The 15,396-nt window shown below is 39.3% G+C and carries 14 protein-coding genes; 10 read left to right on the top strand and 4 right to left on the bottom strand.

What is annotated here, in order from left to right; translation table 11 throughout:
- Position 1: 1 nt before the first annotated feature.
- Together PP2015_RS07580 and pssA are read right to left on the bottom strand one after the other, a co-directional pair.
- Complete coding sequence (locus PP2015_RS07580; RefSeq protein ID WP_058029692.1) at positions 2-1,210, bottom strand: ABC transporter substrate-binding protein; 1,209 nt, start codon at positions 1,208-1,210, stop codon at positions 2-4.
- A 111-nt stretch (positions 1,211-1,321) separates the two neighbouring features.
- A complete protein-coding gene (gene pssA, locus PP2015_RS07575; RefSeq protein WP_058029691.1) occupies positions 1,322-2,647 on the bottom strand; it encodes a CDP-diacylglycerol--serine O-phosphatidyltransferase in 1,326 nt (441 codons plus the stop codon).
- Between the two features lie 252 nt (positions 2,648-2,899).
- Between pssA and trxB the strand changes: the two genes are divergently transcribed.
- The 4 genes from trxB (at position 2,900) to infA (ending at position 5,663) form a co-directional block, all read left to right on the top strand.
- Positions 2,900-3,850: a thioredoxin-disulfide reductase gene (gene trxB, locus PP2015_RS07570; protein ID WP_058029690.1), complete on the top strand. Its 951-nt coding sequence runs from the start codon at positions 2,900-2,902 to the stop codon at positions 3,848-3,850.
- Positions 3,851-3,929: 79 nt separating this feature from the next.
- On the top strand, positions 3,930-4,649 hold the full coding sequence (aat, locus tag PP2015_RS07565; protein ID WP_058029689.1) for a leucyl/phenylalanyl-tRNA--protein transferase: 720 nt from the start codon (positions 3,930-3,932) through the stop codon (positions 4,647-4,649).
- Entirely contained in the window at positions 4,642-5,349 is a 708-nt protein-coding gene (locus PP2015_RS07560; RefSeq protein ID WP_058029688.1) for an arginyltransferase, read from the top strand. Before aat ends, PP2015_RS07560 begins: the two co-directional genes overlap by 8 nt.
- 95 nt (positions 5,350-5,444) lie before the next feature.
- A complete protein-coding gene (gene infA, locus PP2015_RS07555; protein ID WP_058029687.1) occupies positions 5,445-5,663 on the top strand; it encodes a translation initiation factor IF-1 in 219 nt (72 codons plus the stop codon).
- A gap of 156 nt (positions 5,664-5,819) precedes the next feature.
- Here the strand turns inward: infA and clpA are convergent, their stop codons facing one another.
- On the bottom strand, positions 5,820-8,087 hold the full coding sequence (clpA, locus tag PP2015_RS07550; RefSeq protein WP_058029686.1) for an ATP-dependent Clp protease ATP-binding subunit ClpA: 2,268 nt from the start codon (positions 8,085-8,087) through the stop codon (positions 5,820-5,822).
- Between the two features lie 29 nt (positions 8,088-8,116).
- A complete protein-coding gene (clpS, locus tag PP2015_RS07545) occupies positions 8,117-8,434 on the bottom strand; it encodes an ATP-dependent Clp protease adapter ClpS (protein ID WP_058029685.1) in 318 nt (105 codons plus the stop codon).
- 200 nt (positions 8,435-8,634) lie between these two features.
- Between clpS and cspD the strand changes: the two genes are divergently transcribed.
- From cspD to purB, 6 genes are all read left to right on the top strand, one after another.
- The gene (gene cspD / locus PP2015_RS07540) at positions 8,635-8,853 is read left to right on the top strand and encodes a cold shock domain-containing protein CspD (protein WP_058029684.1); all 219 of its coding nucleotides are present in this window, start codon (positions 8,635-8,637) and stop codon (positions 8,851-8,853) included.
- Between the two features lie 313 nt (positions 8,854-9,166).
- Positions 9,167-11,389 carry an NADP-dependent isocitrate dehydrogenase gene (locus tag PP2015_RS07535; RefSeq protein ID WP_058029683.1) on the top strand — a complete coding sequence of 741 codons (2,223 nt, stop codon included), beginning with the start codon at positions 9,167-9,169 and terminating at the stop codon, positions 11,387-11,389.
- A 117-nt stretch (positions 11,390-11,506) separates the two neighbouring features.
- Positions 11,507-12,148: a pseudouridine synthase gene (locus PP2015_RS07530; RefSeq protein ID WP_058029682.1), complete on the top strand. Its 642-nt coding sequence runs from the start codon at positions 11,507-11,509 to the stop codon at positions 12,146-12,148.
- A gap of 87 nt (positions 12,149-12,235) precedes the next feature.
- Positions 12,236-13,336 carry a tRNA 2-thiouridine(34) synthase MnmA gene (gene mnmA, locus PP2015_RS07525; protein ID WP_058029681.1) on the top strand — a complete coding sequence of 367 codons (1,101 nt, stop codon included), beginning with the start codon at positions 12,236-12,238 and terminating at the stop codon, positions 13,334-13,336.
- Complete coding sequence (gene hflD, locus PP2015_RS07520; protein WP_058029680.1) at positions 13,336-13,938, top strand: high frequency lysogenization protein HflD; 603 nt, start codon at positions 13,336-13,338, stop codon at positions 13,936-13,938. The genes mnmA and hflD overlap by 1 nt, the downstream gene beginning before the upstream one ends.
- A 39-nt stretch (positions 13,939-13,977) precedes the next feature.
- A complete protein-coding gene (gene purB / locus PP2015_RS07515; protein WP_058029679.1) occupies positions 13,978-15,348 on the top strand; it encodes an adenylosuccinate lyase in 1,371 nt (456 codons plus the stop codon).
- The last annotated feature ends 48 nt before the right edge of the window (positions 15,349-15,396 follow it).

Genomic DNA, 15,396 nt, shown 5'->3' with positions numbered 1-15,396 from the left:
ATTAGCCTTTATTTTTTATGATAGAAATAGAGCCATTAGCTTTGTATTCGGCCATACATAAATCTTCTAAGCCTAAGGCTTCATGGCCGTCTGCCCCTTCAGCAGAAAAAGGTCTTGTATAAACTTTTACTAAACCTTCAACTGGTAAGCTTAAATTTTCAAACGCTCTCCTTAAATTCTCTCTAGTTTTAATCGCGCTTTTGTTCGGTTTGATTTGAGATAATGCTTGAACAAATAACAAGCCTAGATCGTATCCATGCACAAATCCTGCTGGGGCTTGAAGACTTTCTATATCAAACTCCTCTTTAAAGAGCGCTTTAGCAGATTTTATAGCTTTTTTTACCGTCTCAGAATGGGGTAAGTCATCAAATGAGAAACAAGACTGAATAAAATTCAAATCAATGCCTTCAGATAAGTACTCCTTTGTGTTGTTAAAAAAGTTACCACCTGTAATTCCCCAATGACTTATAATTGGTTTCTGTAAAGACTTATCGATTTCAGCCATCGCTTGAACAAAATATTTACCTTCAATCGCATTGCCAACAAACACGATGCAATCTGCACCAGAATTTATAATTCCTCTCAATATCAACTTTGATTTTTTTAACCTTGTATTCCAATTGAACCAGGTAATTTCTGCTTTATTCTTACCTAATGCATCTTGCATTGTGCGTTCATTTGATTTGCCCCATGGGGTTTTTTCGAGTAATAAATGGGGTTGTTCACATGAGCGTGATTCTTTGGCAAACTGAATTATGCGATAACCCGCTTTTGTATCGTCAACAGACAAGCGAAAAACCCAATTTGTTCCATGCTCATATCGTGTAATGGGCCCGCCCGCAGCCCATGGAACAAGCAATAATATCTGCTCTTTATTTATAAACGTTCTATTTTTTATGTATGGAGGAGAATGAAGACCACCCAATATAAACAATGCGTTTGGGTCTTTTAAAAACTTTTTCATGTGCAATAAGCTTCGATTGCTATTGCCACGATGATCCATTTCTAAAAAGTTAAATTGAAAGTTTTCTAACCTTTTTTTTTCAGATTCTAATGCAGATAAAAACCCCATCTTAATGGCATTAGCAGATGCAAAATGATTTGAATAATCTGAATCATGATAAATATTAAATTGAAATGTTGATTGTGCCCAATTTGATGAACTGAATATAAGAAAGTACAAAAAAAAGCAAAATTGAATGGCTTTCATAATTTCATCTAGTTGATTTTGTTTATTTAACTCTAGTCCAAAAAATCAAATTTGTAGAAATAAATAAAATTACACTTAGATGAATATAAAAAAGGCCATGCTTGGCCTCTTCTAAATAAAACGCTTGATTATGAAATCTACTTTAACACGTTTAGCTTGTCCAAGTAGCTTTCTGACAGGCTGGGGATAATCTTGAATAGATTCTAAATCATCATGACTAGATAATAACCGGCAATGTTGAAGAATCTCTTGCTTCTCTTTCAACAACAAAGCATCAAGTTTATGCGATTTGTCTTCAATTAGAATGCCATTCTCAATATCTAATCCCCACGCCCTAGGGTTAAGATTATGACCACTCAGAAGATGCAGCTGTCCGTCTTTACTCACACCTTTCAAATGGAAGGAATTACTTTCGTGTTTCCACAGGTAGACCTTAAGCGAACCAGACTGAATAAATTTTCGATTAGACTTTAAAAATTTAAACAAAATTGTTTCGTAAAGGTATGGTAAAGCGCCAATCTTGCTAAAAGGCTGTTCTGGCGGAATATAAAAATCGTTTGCTGTTTTATCACCTACAACAATCGTTACCTGTTTACCTTGTTTTAGTAAACGTCGAAGTGAACGAAGCAATGGCGCTGGAAAATTAAAATAAGGTGTATAAAGCAACAATTCATTTTCTGTGGTATCGAACAGAGTTTTTATTAACCTATTCAACTTATTTGCACGTCTTCCAAATCCAAGAAAAGGTCTAACGTTTAACGATGTATCACTATTGGCTGACTCAATATTATAACGCCCTTTTCTCAACTCTTTCATCAGTTGGCGCTGAGCCACTTTTATTGAATTGTACTTAGGTATTGGCCTAATATCGATTCTCGGCACCGCGTCCGAAGAGAGTAAGAAGTCATTCGTAAAATTACAAAAAGAATCAGCTAAACCGGGTTGCTGCAAAATAAAGTAACGATCTAGACGATATTTATCGCCTACATTCATGTATACATTGTTTATACTTGCTCCACTATAAAGCAGAGCGTCGTCAATCACTATACCTTTTAAATGCAGAACACCGAAAAGCTCTTTGCCTTTTACTGGCACACCAAAAATTTTGACATTACTTTGGTGGTTGTCTAATTCATCACAATATAAAGCAGCATTACCTTCAGATTTAGCAGCCCCAATTAAACCTCGTTGTGCTCTATGAAAATCGACTAATACATTTACTTCTAATTCGGGATTACTCAGTGAGGCTTGATGGAGCGCAGCAAGCACCTCTCGACCAGCATCGTCGTCTTGTAAATATAATGCGGTTATATAAATGCGTGATTTAGCGTGCTGGATCAGGCTGATAAGCCTTTGATGATATTGCTTTGCACTACTAAGTATTTCAACGCCTTCACTTGCCAAATCAAAGCTTGGTATGTCCTGCCAAAATGCCATAACGACCTATAACTAAAGGTGACTCAATCCAGAGTCTTACACAAAATTATTTAAAACATATCAAAAAAAAATTATTTGGTCATGAAATTCTGATAAAACAGTGACTTTTGGATGGTTTTTTCAACAAGTACAGATTATTTGACACCTTTCAGTTTTATTTAATTTCAATATTGCCAATTTATTTTACTTCTGACTTGTTTTAAATAGAATCACCCTCACTTCAATAAAAAGATAACTGATTAGGAATACCTCATGAGTGATGTAAAACACTGTAAACTTTTAATTTTAGGCTCAGGCCCAGCTGGTTACACTGCTGCAGTTTATGCCGCGCGCGCGAATTTAAACCCTGTGCTAGTTACTGGTATGCAGCAAGGTGGTCAACTTACAACAACAACTGAAGTTGAAAACTGGCCTGGTGACGCACATGGTCTGACAGGTCCAGCACTTATGGATCGTATGAAAGAGCACGCAGAACGTTTTGAAACTGAAATTGTATTCGACCACATCAATAAGGTAGATGTAACTAAACGCCCGTTTACACTAACAGGCGATCAAGGCACATACACTTGTGATGCACTAATCATTGCAACTGGCGCTTCTGCTAAATATTTAGGTCTTGAGTCTGAAACAGCTTTCCAAGGTCGTGGTGTTTCTGCATGTGCTACATGTGACGGTTTCTTTTACCGCGGACAAAAAGTAGCTGTTGTTGGTGGTGGTAACACTGCGGTAGAAGAAGCATTATACCTTTCAAATATTGCTGATGAAGTACACGTTGTTCACCGTCGCGATTCATTCCGAAGTGAAAAAATCTTATCAGATCGCCTAATGGAAAAAGCGAAGAATGGCAATGTAAAGCTTCATTTTAATCGTACTTTAGACGAAGTAGTTGGCGATGAAATGGGTGTAACTGGTATCAAAATTAAAGATACTGACTCAGATAATGTTGAGCAGCTTGATTTAGCTGGTGTGTTCATTGCAATCGGTCATAAACCAAACACTGATATGTTTGAAGGCCAACTTGAAATGAAAGATGGCTATTTAGTTGTTCAGTCAGGTCTAAATGGTAATGCAACGCAAACTTCTGTTGAAGGTGTGTTTGCAGCTGGTGATGTATCTGACCACATTTACCGCCAAGCGATTACGTCTGCTGGTACTGGTTGTATGGCTGCACTAGATGCCGAACGTTTCCTAGACAATCAATAACTTTTAGTAATGGAGGGTTGTTTAACCCTCCGTTTTCACTTTAAGATATTTTTTATCATTAATGCGATAAATTTCTTAAATGACACCACGCTTATACCAGTTATCAACAGATACTATCGAGTTTCCCTCTCCAACTTTGGCATTAAATGAACCTGATGGCCTACTCGCTATCGGAGGTTGCCTTTCTCCAACGAGACTAAACCTTGCCTACAAATCCGGTATTTTCCCTTGGTTTAATGAAAAAGAGCCCATCATGTGGTGGTCCCCAAGCGAAAGAGGTGTAATTGATTTACAGGATTTTCATATTAGTCGCTCATTGAAAAAAGCAGCTAGAAAAGAAAAACCAATTGTAACTGTAAATAAAGACTTCGAAACAGTCATCAATGCATGCAGAATGCAAAGACTAGATGCTGAAGGTACTTGGATAAACAGTCAAATGCTAAGTGCTTACACTGTTTTACACAAATTAGGTTTTGCACATAGCTTAGAAGTATGGGATCAAAATAACACACTTATGGGTGGACTATATGGTGTTATGAACTCAGGCGTTTTCTGTGGCGAATCTATGTTTTTTAATCGTCCGAATGGTTCTAAATTGGCGATGTGGGCGTTAGTTAATTGGTTAAAAAAACACGATGCACATTTTGTTGATTGTCAGTTAGAAAATCCTTACTTAACTAGTTTAGGCGCAAAATTAATTTCAAGGTCTGAATTTTTAGCTAAACTTAGAATAGCCCAACGTTTTGAAATACCAATTTCGATGTGGAAACCACAGGTATTGGAAGACATATATGACTGAACATTTCCCTTCAAAGATTGGCCTAAGCCAACAATTTGACTGCAGTTATCTTCCTGACAGGCAAGAACAACTGCTCGTCATACTCGACAGTCAGTGCTACAACCCCGCACGTTTCCAAGATTTATTAGAACTAGGTTTCAGACGAAGTGGTGACCAAATATATCGTCCTCATTGTCCGAGTTGCAATGCGTGTGAATCTATGCGCCTTCCTGTTGAAGATTTTGTACTATCAAAATCGCAAAAACGTAAGCTTAAAACTGCAAAAGGCCAATTCCATATAAAGTTCAGTGAGACAGAACAACCTAATTATTATTCATTATATGAAAACTATATTAATCAAAAGCATCATGATGGCACCATGTTCCCACCAAACCGATTACAATACGAAAGCTTTTTGTTTTGTAATTGGTTGCCAGTAACATTCATCGAGCTATGGGATAAAGACGAGCTTATTGCCGTCGCTGTCACAGACACTATGCCAAATTCACTGTCTGCGATTTATACCTTTTATCACCCTGACTATGACAAGTTTAGCCTCGGAGTTGTGATGATATTACTTCAGATAGAATTCGCAAAAGATTCTGGTCTTGATTATGTTTACCTCGGATATCAAATTGACGAATGTAGAAAGATGTCCTACAAATCTCAATTTAAACCCGCAGAACGTTTTATATCGGATGTTTGGCAAGTCAAGCTATAATTAAATTAACTAATTTCCCCCCTTACCTTTACTTATTGTGTGGTTTTCGGCAAAATCTGCTGCGTTAATCTAATCAAAGAGGTGTTACGCTACACATGGCGAAAGAAGACGTAATTGAAATGCAAGGCACAGTCCTTGATACTTTACCAAACACAATGTTCCGCGTTGAACTTGAAAACGGCCACGTAGTGGTTGCTCATATTTCTGGTAAAATGCGCAAAAACTACATTCGTATTTTAACAGGCGATAAAGTAACTGTTGAAATGACGCCATACGATTTAACTAAAGGTCGTATCGTTTTCCGCGCGCGTTAATTACGCCGTGATTGTAAAGCGTACTGATTAAATTCAATCGTTTTACTTTTGACGCATCAGCAAAATTTTTGCTTGGTGTGCTAAATAAAAAAGCCTAGTAAACTAGGCTTTTTTAATGAGTGTAGAAAGGTGGTTCACACCTCACTCAAATTTGAACTATGCCTCTGCCATTTCAATGTCATATTGAAAATTAAGCTTATTACCCTTAAGACCAACTTTGACAGTTCCACCTTCTGATAATCTGCCGAATAAGATTTCATTTGCAAGCGGCTTCTTCAATTGCTCTTGAATAACACGGGACATTGGCCTTGCACCCATCGCTTTGTCATAACCTAAATCAGCTAACCACTCTCTGGCCGCTGAAGTAAGCTCAAGATTTACTGACTTACGATCTAGCTGAGCTTGGAGTTCAACCAAGAACTTATCAACAACTTGTAAGATAACTTCTTTATCTAAGTGGTTAAACCAAATGATATTATCTAAACGGTTTCTAAATTCAGGTGTAAACACTTTATTGATTTCGACCATTGCATCATGCGAATGATCTTGCTGTGCAAAACCAATTGACTGACGAATAGTTTCTTGTACACCCGCATTGGTCGTCATAACAAGCACAACGTTTCTGAAATCAGCTTTTCGGCCGTTGTTATCTGTTAAAGTACCATGATCCATAACTTGAAGTAGAATGTTGTAAATATCAGGGTGCGCTTTTTCTATCTCATCAAGCAGTACAACAGCATGTGGATGTTTAATAACAGAATCAGTAAGTAATCCACCCTGTTCATAGCCTACATACCCCGGAGGTGCACCTATAAGGCGACTAACAGCATGGCGTTCTGAATATTCTGACATATCAAAACGAATGAATTCTACACCCATACATTTTGCCAATTGCTTAGTTACTTCTGTTTTACCAACCCCTGTTGGCCCTGCAAATAAGAAGGATCCAATAGGTTTATCCTCATTAGAAAGACCCGATCGTGATAATCTAATTGCTGAAGATAACGCATCGATAGACTGATCTTGTCCAAACACCAACATCTTGAGATTTCTATCTAAATTTTTAAGTGTTTCTTTATCGCTAGAAGAGACACTCTGTTGTGGTATACGTGCTATTTTAGACACTATTTGTTCAATATCAGAAACATTGATTGTTTTCTTACGCTTAGATACTGGCAGAAGACGTTGATTCGCCCCTGCTTCATCTATTACGTCGATAGCTTTATCAGGTAAATGACGTTCATTAATGTATTTGGCACTTAATTCAGCTGCCGCACGAAGTGCTTTTTGGGTATAACGAATACCGTGGTGCTCTTCATAACGGTCTTTCAGACCAATCAAAATTTTAGTGGTGTCTTCAACACTTGGTTCCAAAACATCGATCTTTTGGAAACGACGTACAAGCGCTCTATCCTTTTCAAAGATATTTTTAAACTCATTATAAGTTGTTGAACCCATACACCTTAGCTGACCACTAGATAAAAGCGGTTTAATCAGGTTCGATGCATCCATCACACCACCTGAAGCAGCTCCAGCACCGATAATCGTATGGATTTCGTCGATGAATAGAATAGAATGCGGTTTTGCTTGTAACTCTTTTAACAACGCTTTAAATCGTTTTTCAAAGTCGCCACGGTATTTAGTACCCGCTAATAATGCGCCCATATCCAGTGAGTAAACTACAGCATCCGCTATCACATCTGGGACTTGTTCATTAACAATTCTATACGCTAAACCCTCTGCGATAGCTGTTTTACCTACACCCGCTTCACCGACGAGTAAAGGGTTATTCTTTTTGCGACGACATAAAACCTGTACTGTACGTTCTACCTCTTGATCACGGCCGACAAGTGGATCTAATTGGCCAGCCTGAGCCATCGCGTTCAAGTTGGTAGTAAAATTTTCAAGTTTTGTCTTTTCTTCACCTTGCATATCGTTCGATTCATCATTATTGATGTCTTCATGTTCATCTTCGTGGTGATCATCATCAGATTTAGCTACACCATGAGAAATGAAATTAACGATATCTAAACGACTAATGTCACTTTTCTTAAGGAGATATACTGCTTGGCTTTCTTGTTCAGAAAAAATTGCCACAAGCACATTAACACCTGTGACTTCTGTTCTGCCAGATGACTGAACATGAAAAACAGCTCTTTGTAAAACACGCTGAAAACCCAATGTAGGTTGAGTTTCTCTGTCATTTTCACTTTCAGGTAATAATGGTGTTGTTTCATCAATAAACTCTGACAATTCACGCTTAAGCGTTTCTGTATCAACACCGCAAGCGCCTAAAGCCTCACCTGCCGATGGGTTATCTATTAATGCAAGTAATAAATGCTCAACAGTCATAAACTCGTGACGACGTGTTCTCGCCTCACGAAACGCTGCATTTAAGGTAATTTCAAGATCTTTGTTTAGCATAAGCAACCCCCAAACGAGATTTATATCGGTTATTCCTGCTCACAACTACATAGCAGAGGATGTTCATGGTCGCGAGCGTAACGATTTACTTGTTCCGCTTTGGTATGAGCAATATCAGAAGGATATACGCCACATACCGCCTTTCCCTCGTGATGCACTCGCAGCATCACGTCAGTTGCTTTTTCGCTGTCCATATTAAAAAACGTCATTAATACTTCGATTACAAAGTCCATTGGAGTGTAATCGTCATTATTTAAAATGACTTTGTACTTACGAGGTGGGCTCAGCTTTTGCTTTTGCTTCTCTCGAACTGTATCAATTACACCAGAATCTTTAATACCACTCATAATAAAATATAGTCTTGTGTTGTTAACTCAAGCAAACTTGAATTGAAAAATAAATTTTTTGTTAAAAAATTGTCTAAAAGCCTTGACTGATTGCTCATTTAAACTACAGTCGTTAATAGATTGTCTAATCTATGGGCAGTCTAGCAAATTATAAAGTTTAGATTAACTAAATTAGTCAACTTATAGAAGGATGTGGAAGTATGGCTTGCGGAAAAGTCAAATGGTTCAATAACGCCAAAGGGTTTGGTTTCATCGTAGAAGACGGCAGTGAAGAAGATATCTTCGCCCATTACTCAACGATTGTGATGGATGGATACAAAACACTTAAAGCCGGTCAGGATGTAACCTTCGAATTGCAACAAGGCCCTAAAGGTCTACATGCAACAAACATCGCTCCTAGAGAGATTGAACTCGCTTGATGTTATTATCTTAATTAATAAAGCGGGTTTTTACTCGCTTCACCCCTCCTTTAATTAAAATTCTTTTTTAACTTTAAATTTTTAAAATAGCCCATATATAGATAGCTTGTTAAACTAGTGTTTTATTCAGGCTTGTTAGTTATGTCTATTTTTTGGTCGAGTTTAATTAACTTTTAATACTAATCACAGTACGTAGATATAGACTTTTAGAGTAGTTATAACTATCAAACTTGCTATATACAGTTGCCTTAGGCAACATAGCATTCCCATTGCGTTTTGATAGGCACGCTGTGCCCCTGATCTAGGAATGATAATGACATCTAAAATTATTTATACAAAAACCGACGAAGCACCGGCTTTAGCTACATACTCGCTGCTTCCAATCATTCAAGCTTACACTAATGCTGCAGGCGTTGAAGTTGAAACTCGTGATATTTCACTTGCAGGTCGTGTGATTGCAAACTTCCCTGAGTTTTTAACTGAAGAGCAGCGCATTGGCGATGCACTTGCAGAACTAGGCGAATTAGCAAAAACTCCAGAAGCCAATATCATCAAGCTTCCAAATATCTCTGCATCAGTACCTCAATTAAAAGCAACAATCAAAGAGCTTCAAGAAAAAGGTTACGCACTACCTAACTACCCTGAAGAACCAAAGTCAGATGAAGAAGCTGCTATTAAAGCAACTTATGACAAAATCAAAGGTTCTGCAGTAAACCCAGTTTTACGTGAAGGTAACTCTGACCGTCGTGCACCCGCTTCTGTAAAAGCATATGCGCGTAAAAACCCTCATTCTATGGGCGCATGGGCTGCAGACTCGCAATCATATGTTGCTAGCATGACTGATGGTGACTTCTTTGCTTCTGAGCAATCTACAACTGTAGAAAATGCAACTGACGTTCGCATTGAGCACGTTGCAGAAAATGGCGACGTTACTGTACTTAAAGCAAGCACGCCTCTTCTTGCTGGTGAAATTATTGATGCATCACGCATGCGCGCAGCTGACTTACAAGCTTTCCTTGAACAAGAAATCAACGCTGCTAAAGAGAAAGGCGTACTTTTCTCTCTACATATGAAAGCAACGATGATGAAAGTGTCTGATCCAATCATCTTTGGCCACGCTGTAAAAGTATTCTACAAAGATGTATTTGCTAAGCATGGCGAATTATTTGAAGAGTTAGGTGTTGATGTTAACAACGGTCTTGGTGACGTTTACGCTAAAATCGCGCAATTAGATGACGCAAAGCGTGCTGAAGTTGAAGCTGATATTCAAGCGGTATACGCTGAGCGCCCTAGCATTGCTATGGTTGATTCTGATCGTGGTATCACAAACCTACATGTACCAAGTGATGTGATCATCGATGCGTCTATGCCTGCTGCTATCCGTACAAGCGGTCAGATGTGGAATGCTGAAGGTAAACAACAAGACACTAGCTTTGTTATTCCAGACCGTTGTTACTCTGGTGTTTACCAAGCAACTATCGACTTCTGTAAGAAAAATGGCGCTTTCGACCCTCGTACTATGGGTACAATTCCTAACGTTGGTCTAATGGCTCAAAAAGCAGAAGAGTATGGTTCACATGATAAGACTTTTGAAGCGGCTTCTGCTGGTACTATCCGTGTTGTAGACACTGACGGCAATGTACTTCTTCAGCATGATGTTGCACAAGGTGATATCTGGCGTATGTGTCAGGTTAAAGATGCACCAATCAAAGATTGGGTAAAACTTGCTGTTAACCGTGCTCGCGCTACAAACACACCTGCTGTTTTCTGGTTGAATGAAGCGCGTGCGCACGATGCTCAGCTTATCAAAAAGGTAAATACATACCTTGCTGACCACGATACAGCTGGCCTTGAAATTCTTATCAAAGCACCAGTTGAAGCAACAGAATACTCTCTTGCTCGCATGAAAGACGGTCAAGATACGATTTCAGTAACTGGTAACGTTTTACGTGACTACTTAACTGACTTATTCCCTATTCTTGAACTGGGTACAAGTGCGAAAATGCTTTCTATCGTTCCGCTAATGAACGGTGGAGGTTTATTCGAAACAGGTGCTGGTGGTTCTGCACCTAAGCACGTTCAGCAGTTCGAAAAAGAAAACCACTTACGTTGGGACTCTTTAGGTGAATTCTTAGCACTTGCAGCATCACTAGAGCACTTAAGCCAAGTAAATGGCAATGCTAAAGCACAAGTTCTTGCTGATACACTAGACGCAGCGACTGGTAAATTCCTAGATGAAAACAAGTCACCGTCTCGTAAAGTAAACGAACTTGATAACCGTGGTAGCCACTTCTACCTATCTCTCTACTGGGCACAAGCACTTGCAGCGCAATCAGACGATGCTGAGCTACAAGCGTTATTCGCGCCAATAGCTGAAGAGTTAACGGCACAAGAGCAAACGATTGTTGAAGAGCTTAACGTTGCGCAAGGCGTAAGCAAAGATGTTGGCGGTTATTTCCAGCCAAATGATGAACTTGCTTTTGCAGCTATGCGTCCTAGTGAAACTTTCAATGCCGTGTTAGCTAAACTAGCTTAATTCTAATTTGAATGATTGAGGGCATCGTTTGATGCCCTTTTTTATAGGCATTTCACTTAGAGTCAAACATATAATTTGTTATTATGCACACATCAACGTTTTTACCTCATATGACCAATGCAAAATCGCGCTCCTAAAAGCAATAAAAGAACATTCCCCAAAAAGCCACAAAACAAAAAGCCATTTAATAAAAAACGCGTGGTCAAAGAAGCGCTCCCGGCAGATCAAGTTAAAATAGTCCTTTTTAACAAGCCCTTTGATGTGCTTTGCCAGTTCACAGATGATCAAAACCGTGCAACTTTGGCTGATTTCGTCAAAGAAAAAGGCGTATACGCTGCAGGTCGGTTAGACCGAGACAGTGAAGGATTATTACTCTTAACAAACTGCGGAAAATTACAACACACTTTAACGAATCCAAAAAAAGACACCGATAAAACCTATTGGGTGCAAGTTGAAGGTGTACCAAGTGATGAGTCAATTTATTCACTTAATAAAGGCGTTGAATTGAAAGATGGCATTACTAAGCCTGCAAAAGTCAGAATTATTCAAGAACCAAATGTTTGGCCACGAAATCCACCAATTCGCGAGCGTAAAAATATTCCGACTACTTGGCTCGAAATTACCATTTCTGAAGGAAAGAACCGCCAGGTTCGTAGAATGACAGCCCATATTGGACACCCTACACTTCGCTTAATCCGCTATAGAATCGGAAAATACACTCTTGATGGCATCAACAATGGCGAATATAAAGTGCTTTAGCGTTAAACACCAACTTGGGATTCAGCCTCTTAAAATATCGTGCTATACTCACGCCTTTCAAAATCATAGAGATTAACAGCAAAAAATATGAGCGATAATAGTCAGATTAAAGTCATCGTTGGTATGTCCGGCGGTGTAGATTCTTCAGTTTCAGCTTACTTATTAAAACAACAAGGCTATCAGGTAGAAGGCCTGTTCATGAAGAACTGGGAAGAAGATGACAATGACGAATATTGTGCTGCTGCTGAAGATCTTAAAGATGCACAAGCTGTCTGCGATAAGTTAGGTATTGAACTTCATACAGTCAACTTTGCAGCTGAGTACTGGGACAACGTATTTGAGTATTTCTTAGAGGAATACAAAGCGGGTCGCACGCCAAACCCAGACATCATGTGTAATAAAGAAATCAAATTTAAAGCTTTCTTAGAATTCGCTGCACAAGCACTCGGTGCAGATTACATTGCAACTGGTCACTATGTTCGTCGTGAAGAGCGCGATGGCAAGTTTGTAATGCAACGTGGTCTTGATGACAACAAAGATCAAAGCTACTTCCTTTATACACTTAGCCATGAGCATATTGCACAAACACTATTTCCTGTAGGCCAAGTTGAAAAGCCTGAAGTACGTCGTATTGCTGAAGAGCAAGGTTTAATTACACACGACAAAAAAGACAGTACTGGTATCTGCTTTATTGGTGAGCGCAAGTTCAAAGATTTCCTGCAAAAATTCTTACCTGCGCAACCAGGTAAAATTGAAGACACTGATGGCCATGAAGTGGGTGAGCATGAAGGTTTGATGTACCACACGCTTGGTCAAAGAAAAGGCTTATTAATTGGTGGCATGAAAGAAGGCAGCGGTGAGCCTTGGTATGTAGTTGATAAAGACGTAGAGCGTAACGTCTTAATTGTTGGTCAAGGCAAAAACCACCCTCGCCTATTTAGTAATGGCCTAAACGCAAATCAATTACACTGGGTTGATCGAGTTGGACCAAAAGGCACAACGCGTTGCACAGTAAAAACTCGTTACAGACAAACTGACATTCCATGTACTTTGTTGGTTGGTGAAGACGGGATGGCAAGAGTTTTATTTGATGAGCCTCAAAAAGCAGTAACCCCTGGTCAGTCAGCAGTATTTTATGCTGATGACGTCTGCTTAGGTGGTGGTATTATCGACTCGGTGATCAAATAATGTCGACAAGTTATGTTTTACCGCTGGCGGCTATGTGCCAGATCAGCAAACTTGTGCAAAAAACAGCAAAATACGGCCAATTTAATGAAGCTGAAGTCGGTACTTTTTTAAAAAGTATTGTTAACCTTAGCCCAGCTCAGCCAGAAGACGTGTATGACGACAAGTGGGTCATCAAAGACGGTTATAAAACGCTTATTCAACAGCTCTCTCCTGAGGGTGAAAAAGATGTTGAACTGGTTAAATATGTTGGCAGTTTGATGCAGTTAGAGCGCGCTCTTTCAGCAAACCCAAAAGCATTAGATGAGCTAGCAAACCGTTTAAAGCAAGTTGAAAGACAGCTATTACACTTTGATATTTGCGACAGCACCATAGTTGCTGCTTTTGCTGATATCTACAGCCAAGTACTTAGTCCCCTTGGACAAAAAATTCAAGTATTTGGTCAACCAGATTTATTAAAACAACCAAGTTACCAACATAAGATCCGAGCGCTTTTATTAGCAGGCATTCGTAGTGCCGTGCTTTGGCGCCAACTTGGTGGTAAGCGACGTCAATTTTTCTTTGGCAAAAAGAAAATTATCGAAATCGCGAAAAACAGTATTTAAAGAAATCGTTCAAACAAACCAATTAGTTTAGGAGAAATTATGGAGCTTTCAGCGTTAACCGCTATCTCTCCAGTGGATGGCCGCTATGGTAGTAAAACTACTGAATTGCGTGGCATTTTCAGTGAGTTCGGCCTTATCAAGTACCGCGTAACTGTTGAAGTACGTTGGTTACAAGCCCTAGCTAAAGCACAAGGTATTGATGAAGTACCAGCTTTCAGTGACGAAGCAAATGCGCTTTTAGACAGCATTGTTGACAACTTTAGCGAAGCAGATGCTGCGCGCGTTAAAGAAATCGAGCGCACAACGAACCATGACGTTAAAGCGGTTGAGTATCTTCTAAAAGAGAAAGTTGCAGATAATGCAGAATTAAATGCAATCAATGAATTCATTCACTTTGCATGTACATCTGAAGACATCAATAACCTATCACACGGTTTAATGTTAGCAGAAGCACGTGACAAAGTACTTTTACCATACTGTGATGAGCTACTTGCAGCAATCAAGGCAAAAGCAGTTGAGTACAAAAGTGTACCTATGATGACTCGTACACACGGTCAGCCAGCTTCTCCTTCAACAATGGGTAAAGAGTTTGCAAACGTGTATGTTCGTTTACAACGTCAACGTCAGCAAATCGCAAACGTAGAATTACTAGGTAAAATCAATGGTGCTGTAGGTAACTACAATGCGCACTTAAGCGCGTACCCTGATTACGACTGGCATGCACACGCAGAGCAATTCGTAACTAGCCTTGGCTTAACTTGGAATGCATTCACAACACAAATCGAACCACACGATTACATTGCTGAGCTATTCGATGCTATCGCGCGTTTCAACACGATTTTATTAGACTTCGACCGTGACGTTTGGGGCTACATTGCACTAAATCACTTCAAGCAAAAAACAGTTGCTGGTGAGATTGGTTCATCTACTATGCCACACAAAGTTAACCCTATCGACTTTGAAAACTCAGAAGGTAACTTAGGCCTAGCTAACGCAATTTTTGCACACCTAGCGCAAAAACTTCCAGTATCTCGTTGGCAGCGTGACCTAACAGACTCAACGGTTCTTCGTAACCTTGGTGTTGGTATGGGCTATACACTGATTGCTTACCAAGCAACATTAAAAGGTGTAAGCAAATTAGAAGTAAACGCAGAACGTCTTCTAGAAGAGCTAGATCAAAACTGGGAGCTGCTTGCGGAACCAATTCAAACAGTTATGCGCAAATACGGTATCGAAAAGCCTTACGAGAAACTTAAAGAGCTTACTCGTGGTAAGCGTGTTAACCAAGAAATCATGGCTGATTTCATTGATGGTTTAGAATTACCAGATACTGTAAAAGCTGAAATGAAGCTAATGACACCGGCTAACTACATCGGTCGTGCTGAAGCATTCATTGACGAATTAGTGTAATTAAACACAAATTTAGTTTATAAAGCGAAAGGGTTTCCTTTCGCTTTT

It is taken from the genome of Pseudoalteromonas phenolica (assembly GCF_001444405.1).
Lineage (GTDB): Bacteria > Pseudomonadota > Gammaproteobacteria > Enterobacterales > Alteromonadaceae > Pseudoalteromonas > Pseudoalteromonas phenolica.
This window is presented reverse-complemented; position numbering and strand designations above follow the sequence as displayed.

Excerpts from the sequence above, each read along its gene's own strand:
- pssA (WP_058029691.1), bottom strand. The coding sequence starts at position 2,647 with ATGGCATTTTGGCAGGACATACCAAGCTTTGATTTGGCAAGTGAAGGC.
- hflD (WP_058029680.1), top strand. The coding sequence starts at position 13,336 with ATGTCGACAAGTTATGTTTTACCGCTGGCGGCTATGTGCCAGATCAGC.
- purB (WP_058029679.1), top strand. The coding sequence starts at position 13,978 with ATGGAGCTTTCAGCGTTAACCGCTATCTCTCCAGTGGATGGCCGCTAT.
- PP2015_RS07560 (WP_058029688.1), top strand. The coding sequence starts at position 4,642 with ATGACTGAACATTTCCCTTCAAAGATTGGCCTAAGCCAACAATTTGAC.
- cspD (WP_058029684.1), top strand. The coding sequence starts at position 8,635 with ATGGCTTGCGGAAAAGTCAAATGGTTCAATAACGCCAAAGGGTTTGGT.
- clpA (WP_058029686.1), bottom strand. The coding sequence starts at position 8,087 with ATGCTAAACAAAGATCTTGAAATTACCTTAAATGCAGCGTTTCGTGAG.
- PP2015_RS07530 (WP_058029682.1), top strand. The coding sequence starts at position 11,507 with ATGCAAAATCGCGCTCCTAAAAGCAATAAAAGAACATTCCCCAAAAAG.
- PP2015_RS07535 (WP_058029683.1), top strand. The coding sequence starts at position 9,167 with ATGACATCTAAAATTATTTATACAAAAACCGACGAAGCACCGGCTTTA.
- mnmA (WP_058029681.1), top strand. The coding sequence starts at position 12,236 with ATGAGCGATAATAGTCAGATTAAAGTCATCGTTGGTATGTCCGGCGGT.
- infA (WP_058029687.1), top strand. The coding sequence starts at position 5,445 with ATGGCGAAAGAAGACGTAATTGAAATGCAAGGCACAGTCCTTGATACT.
- clpS (WP_058029685.1), bottom strand. The coding sequence starts at position 8,434 with ATGAGTGGTATTAAAGATTCTGGTGTAATTGATACAGTTCGAGAGAAG.
- PP2015_RS07580 (WP_058029692.1), bottom strand. The coding sequence starts at position 1,210 with ATGAAAGCCATTCAATTTTGCTTTTTTTTGTACTTTCTTATATTCAGT.
- aat (WP_058029689.1), top strand. The coding sequence starts at position 3,930 with ATGACACCACGCTTATACCAGTTATCAACAGATACTATCGAGTTTCCC.
- trxB (WP_058029690.1), top strand. The coding sequence starts at position 2,900 with ATGAGTGATGTAAAACACTGTAAACTTTTAATTTTAGGCTCAGGCCCA.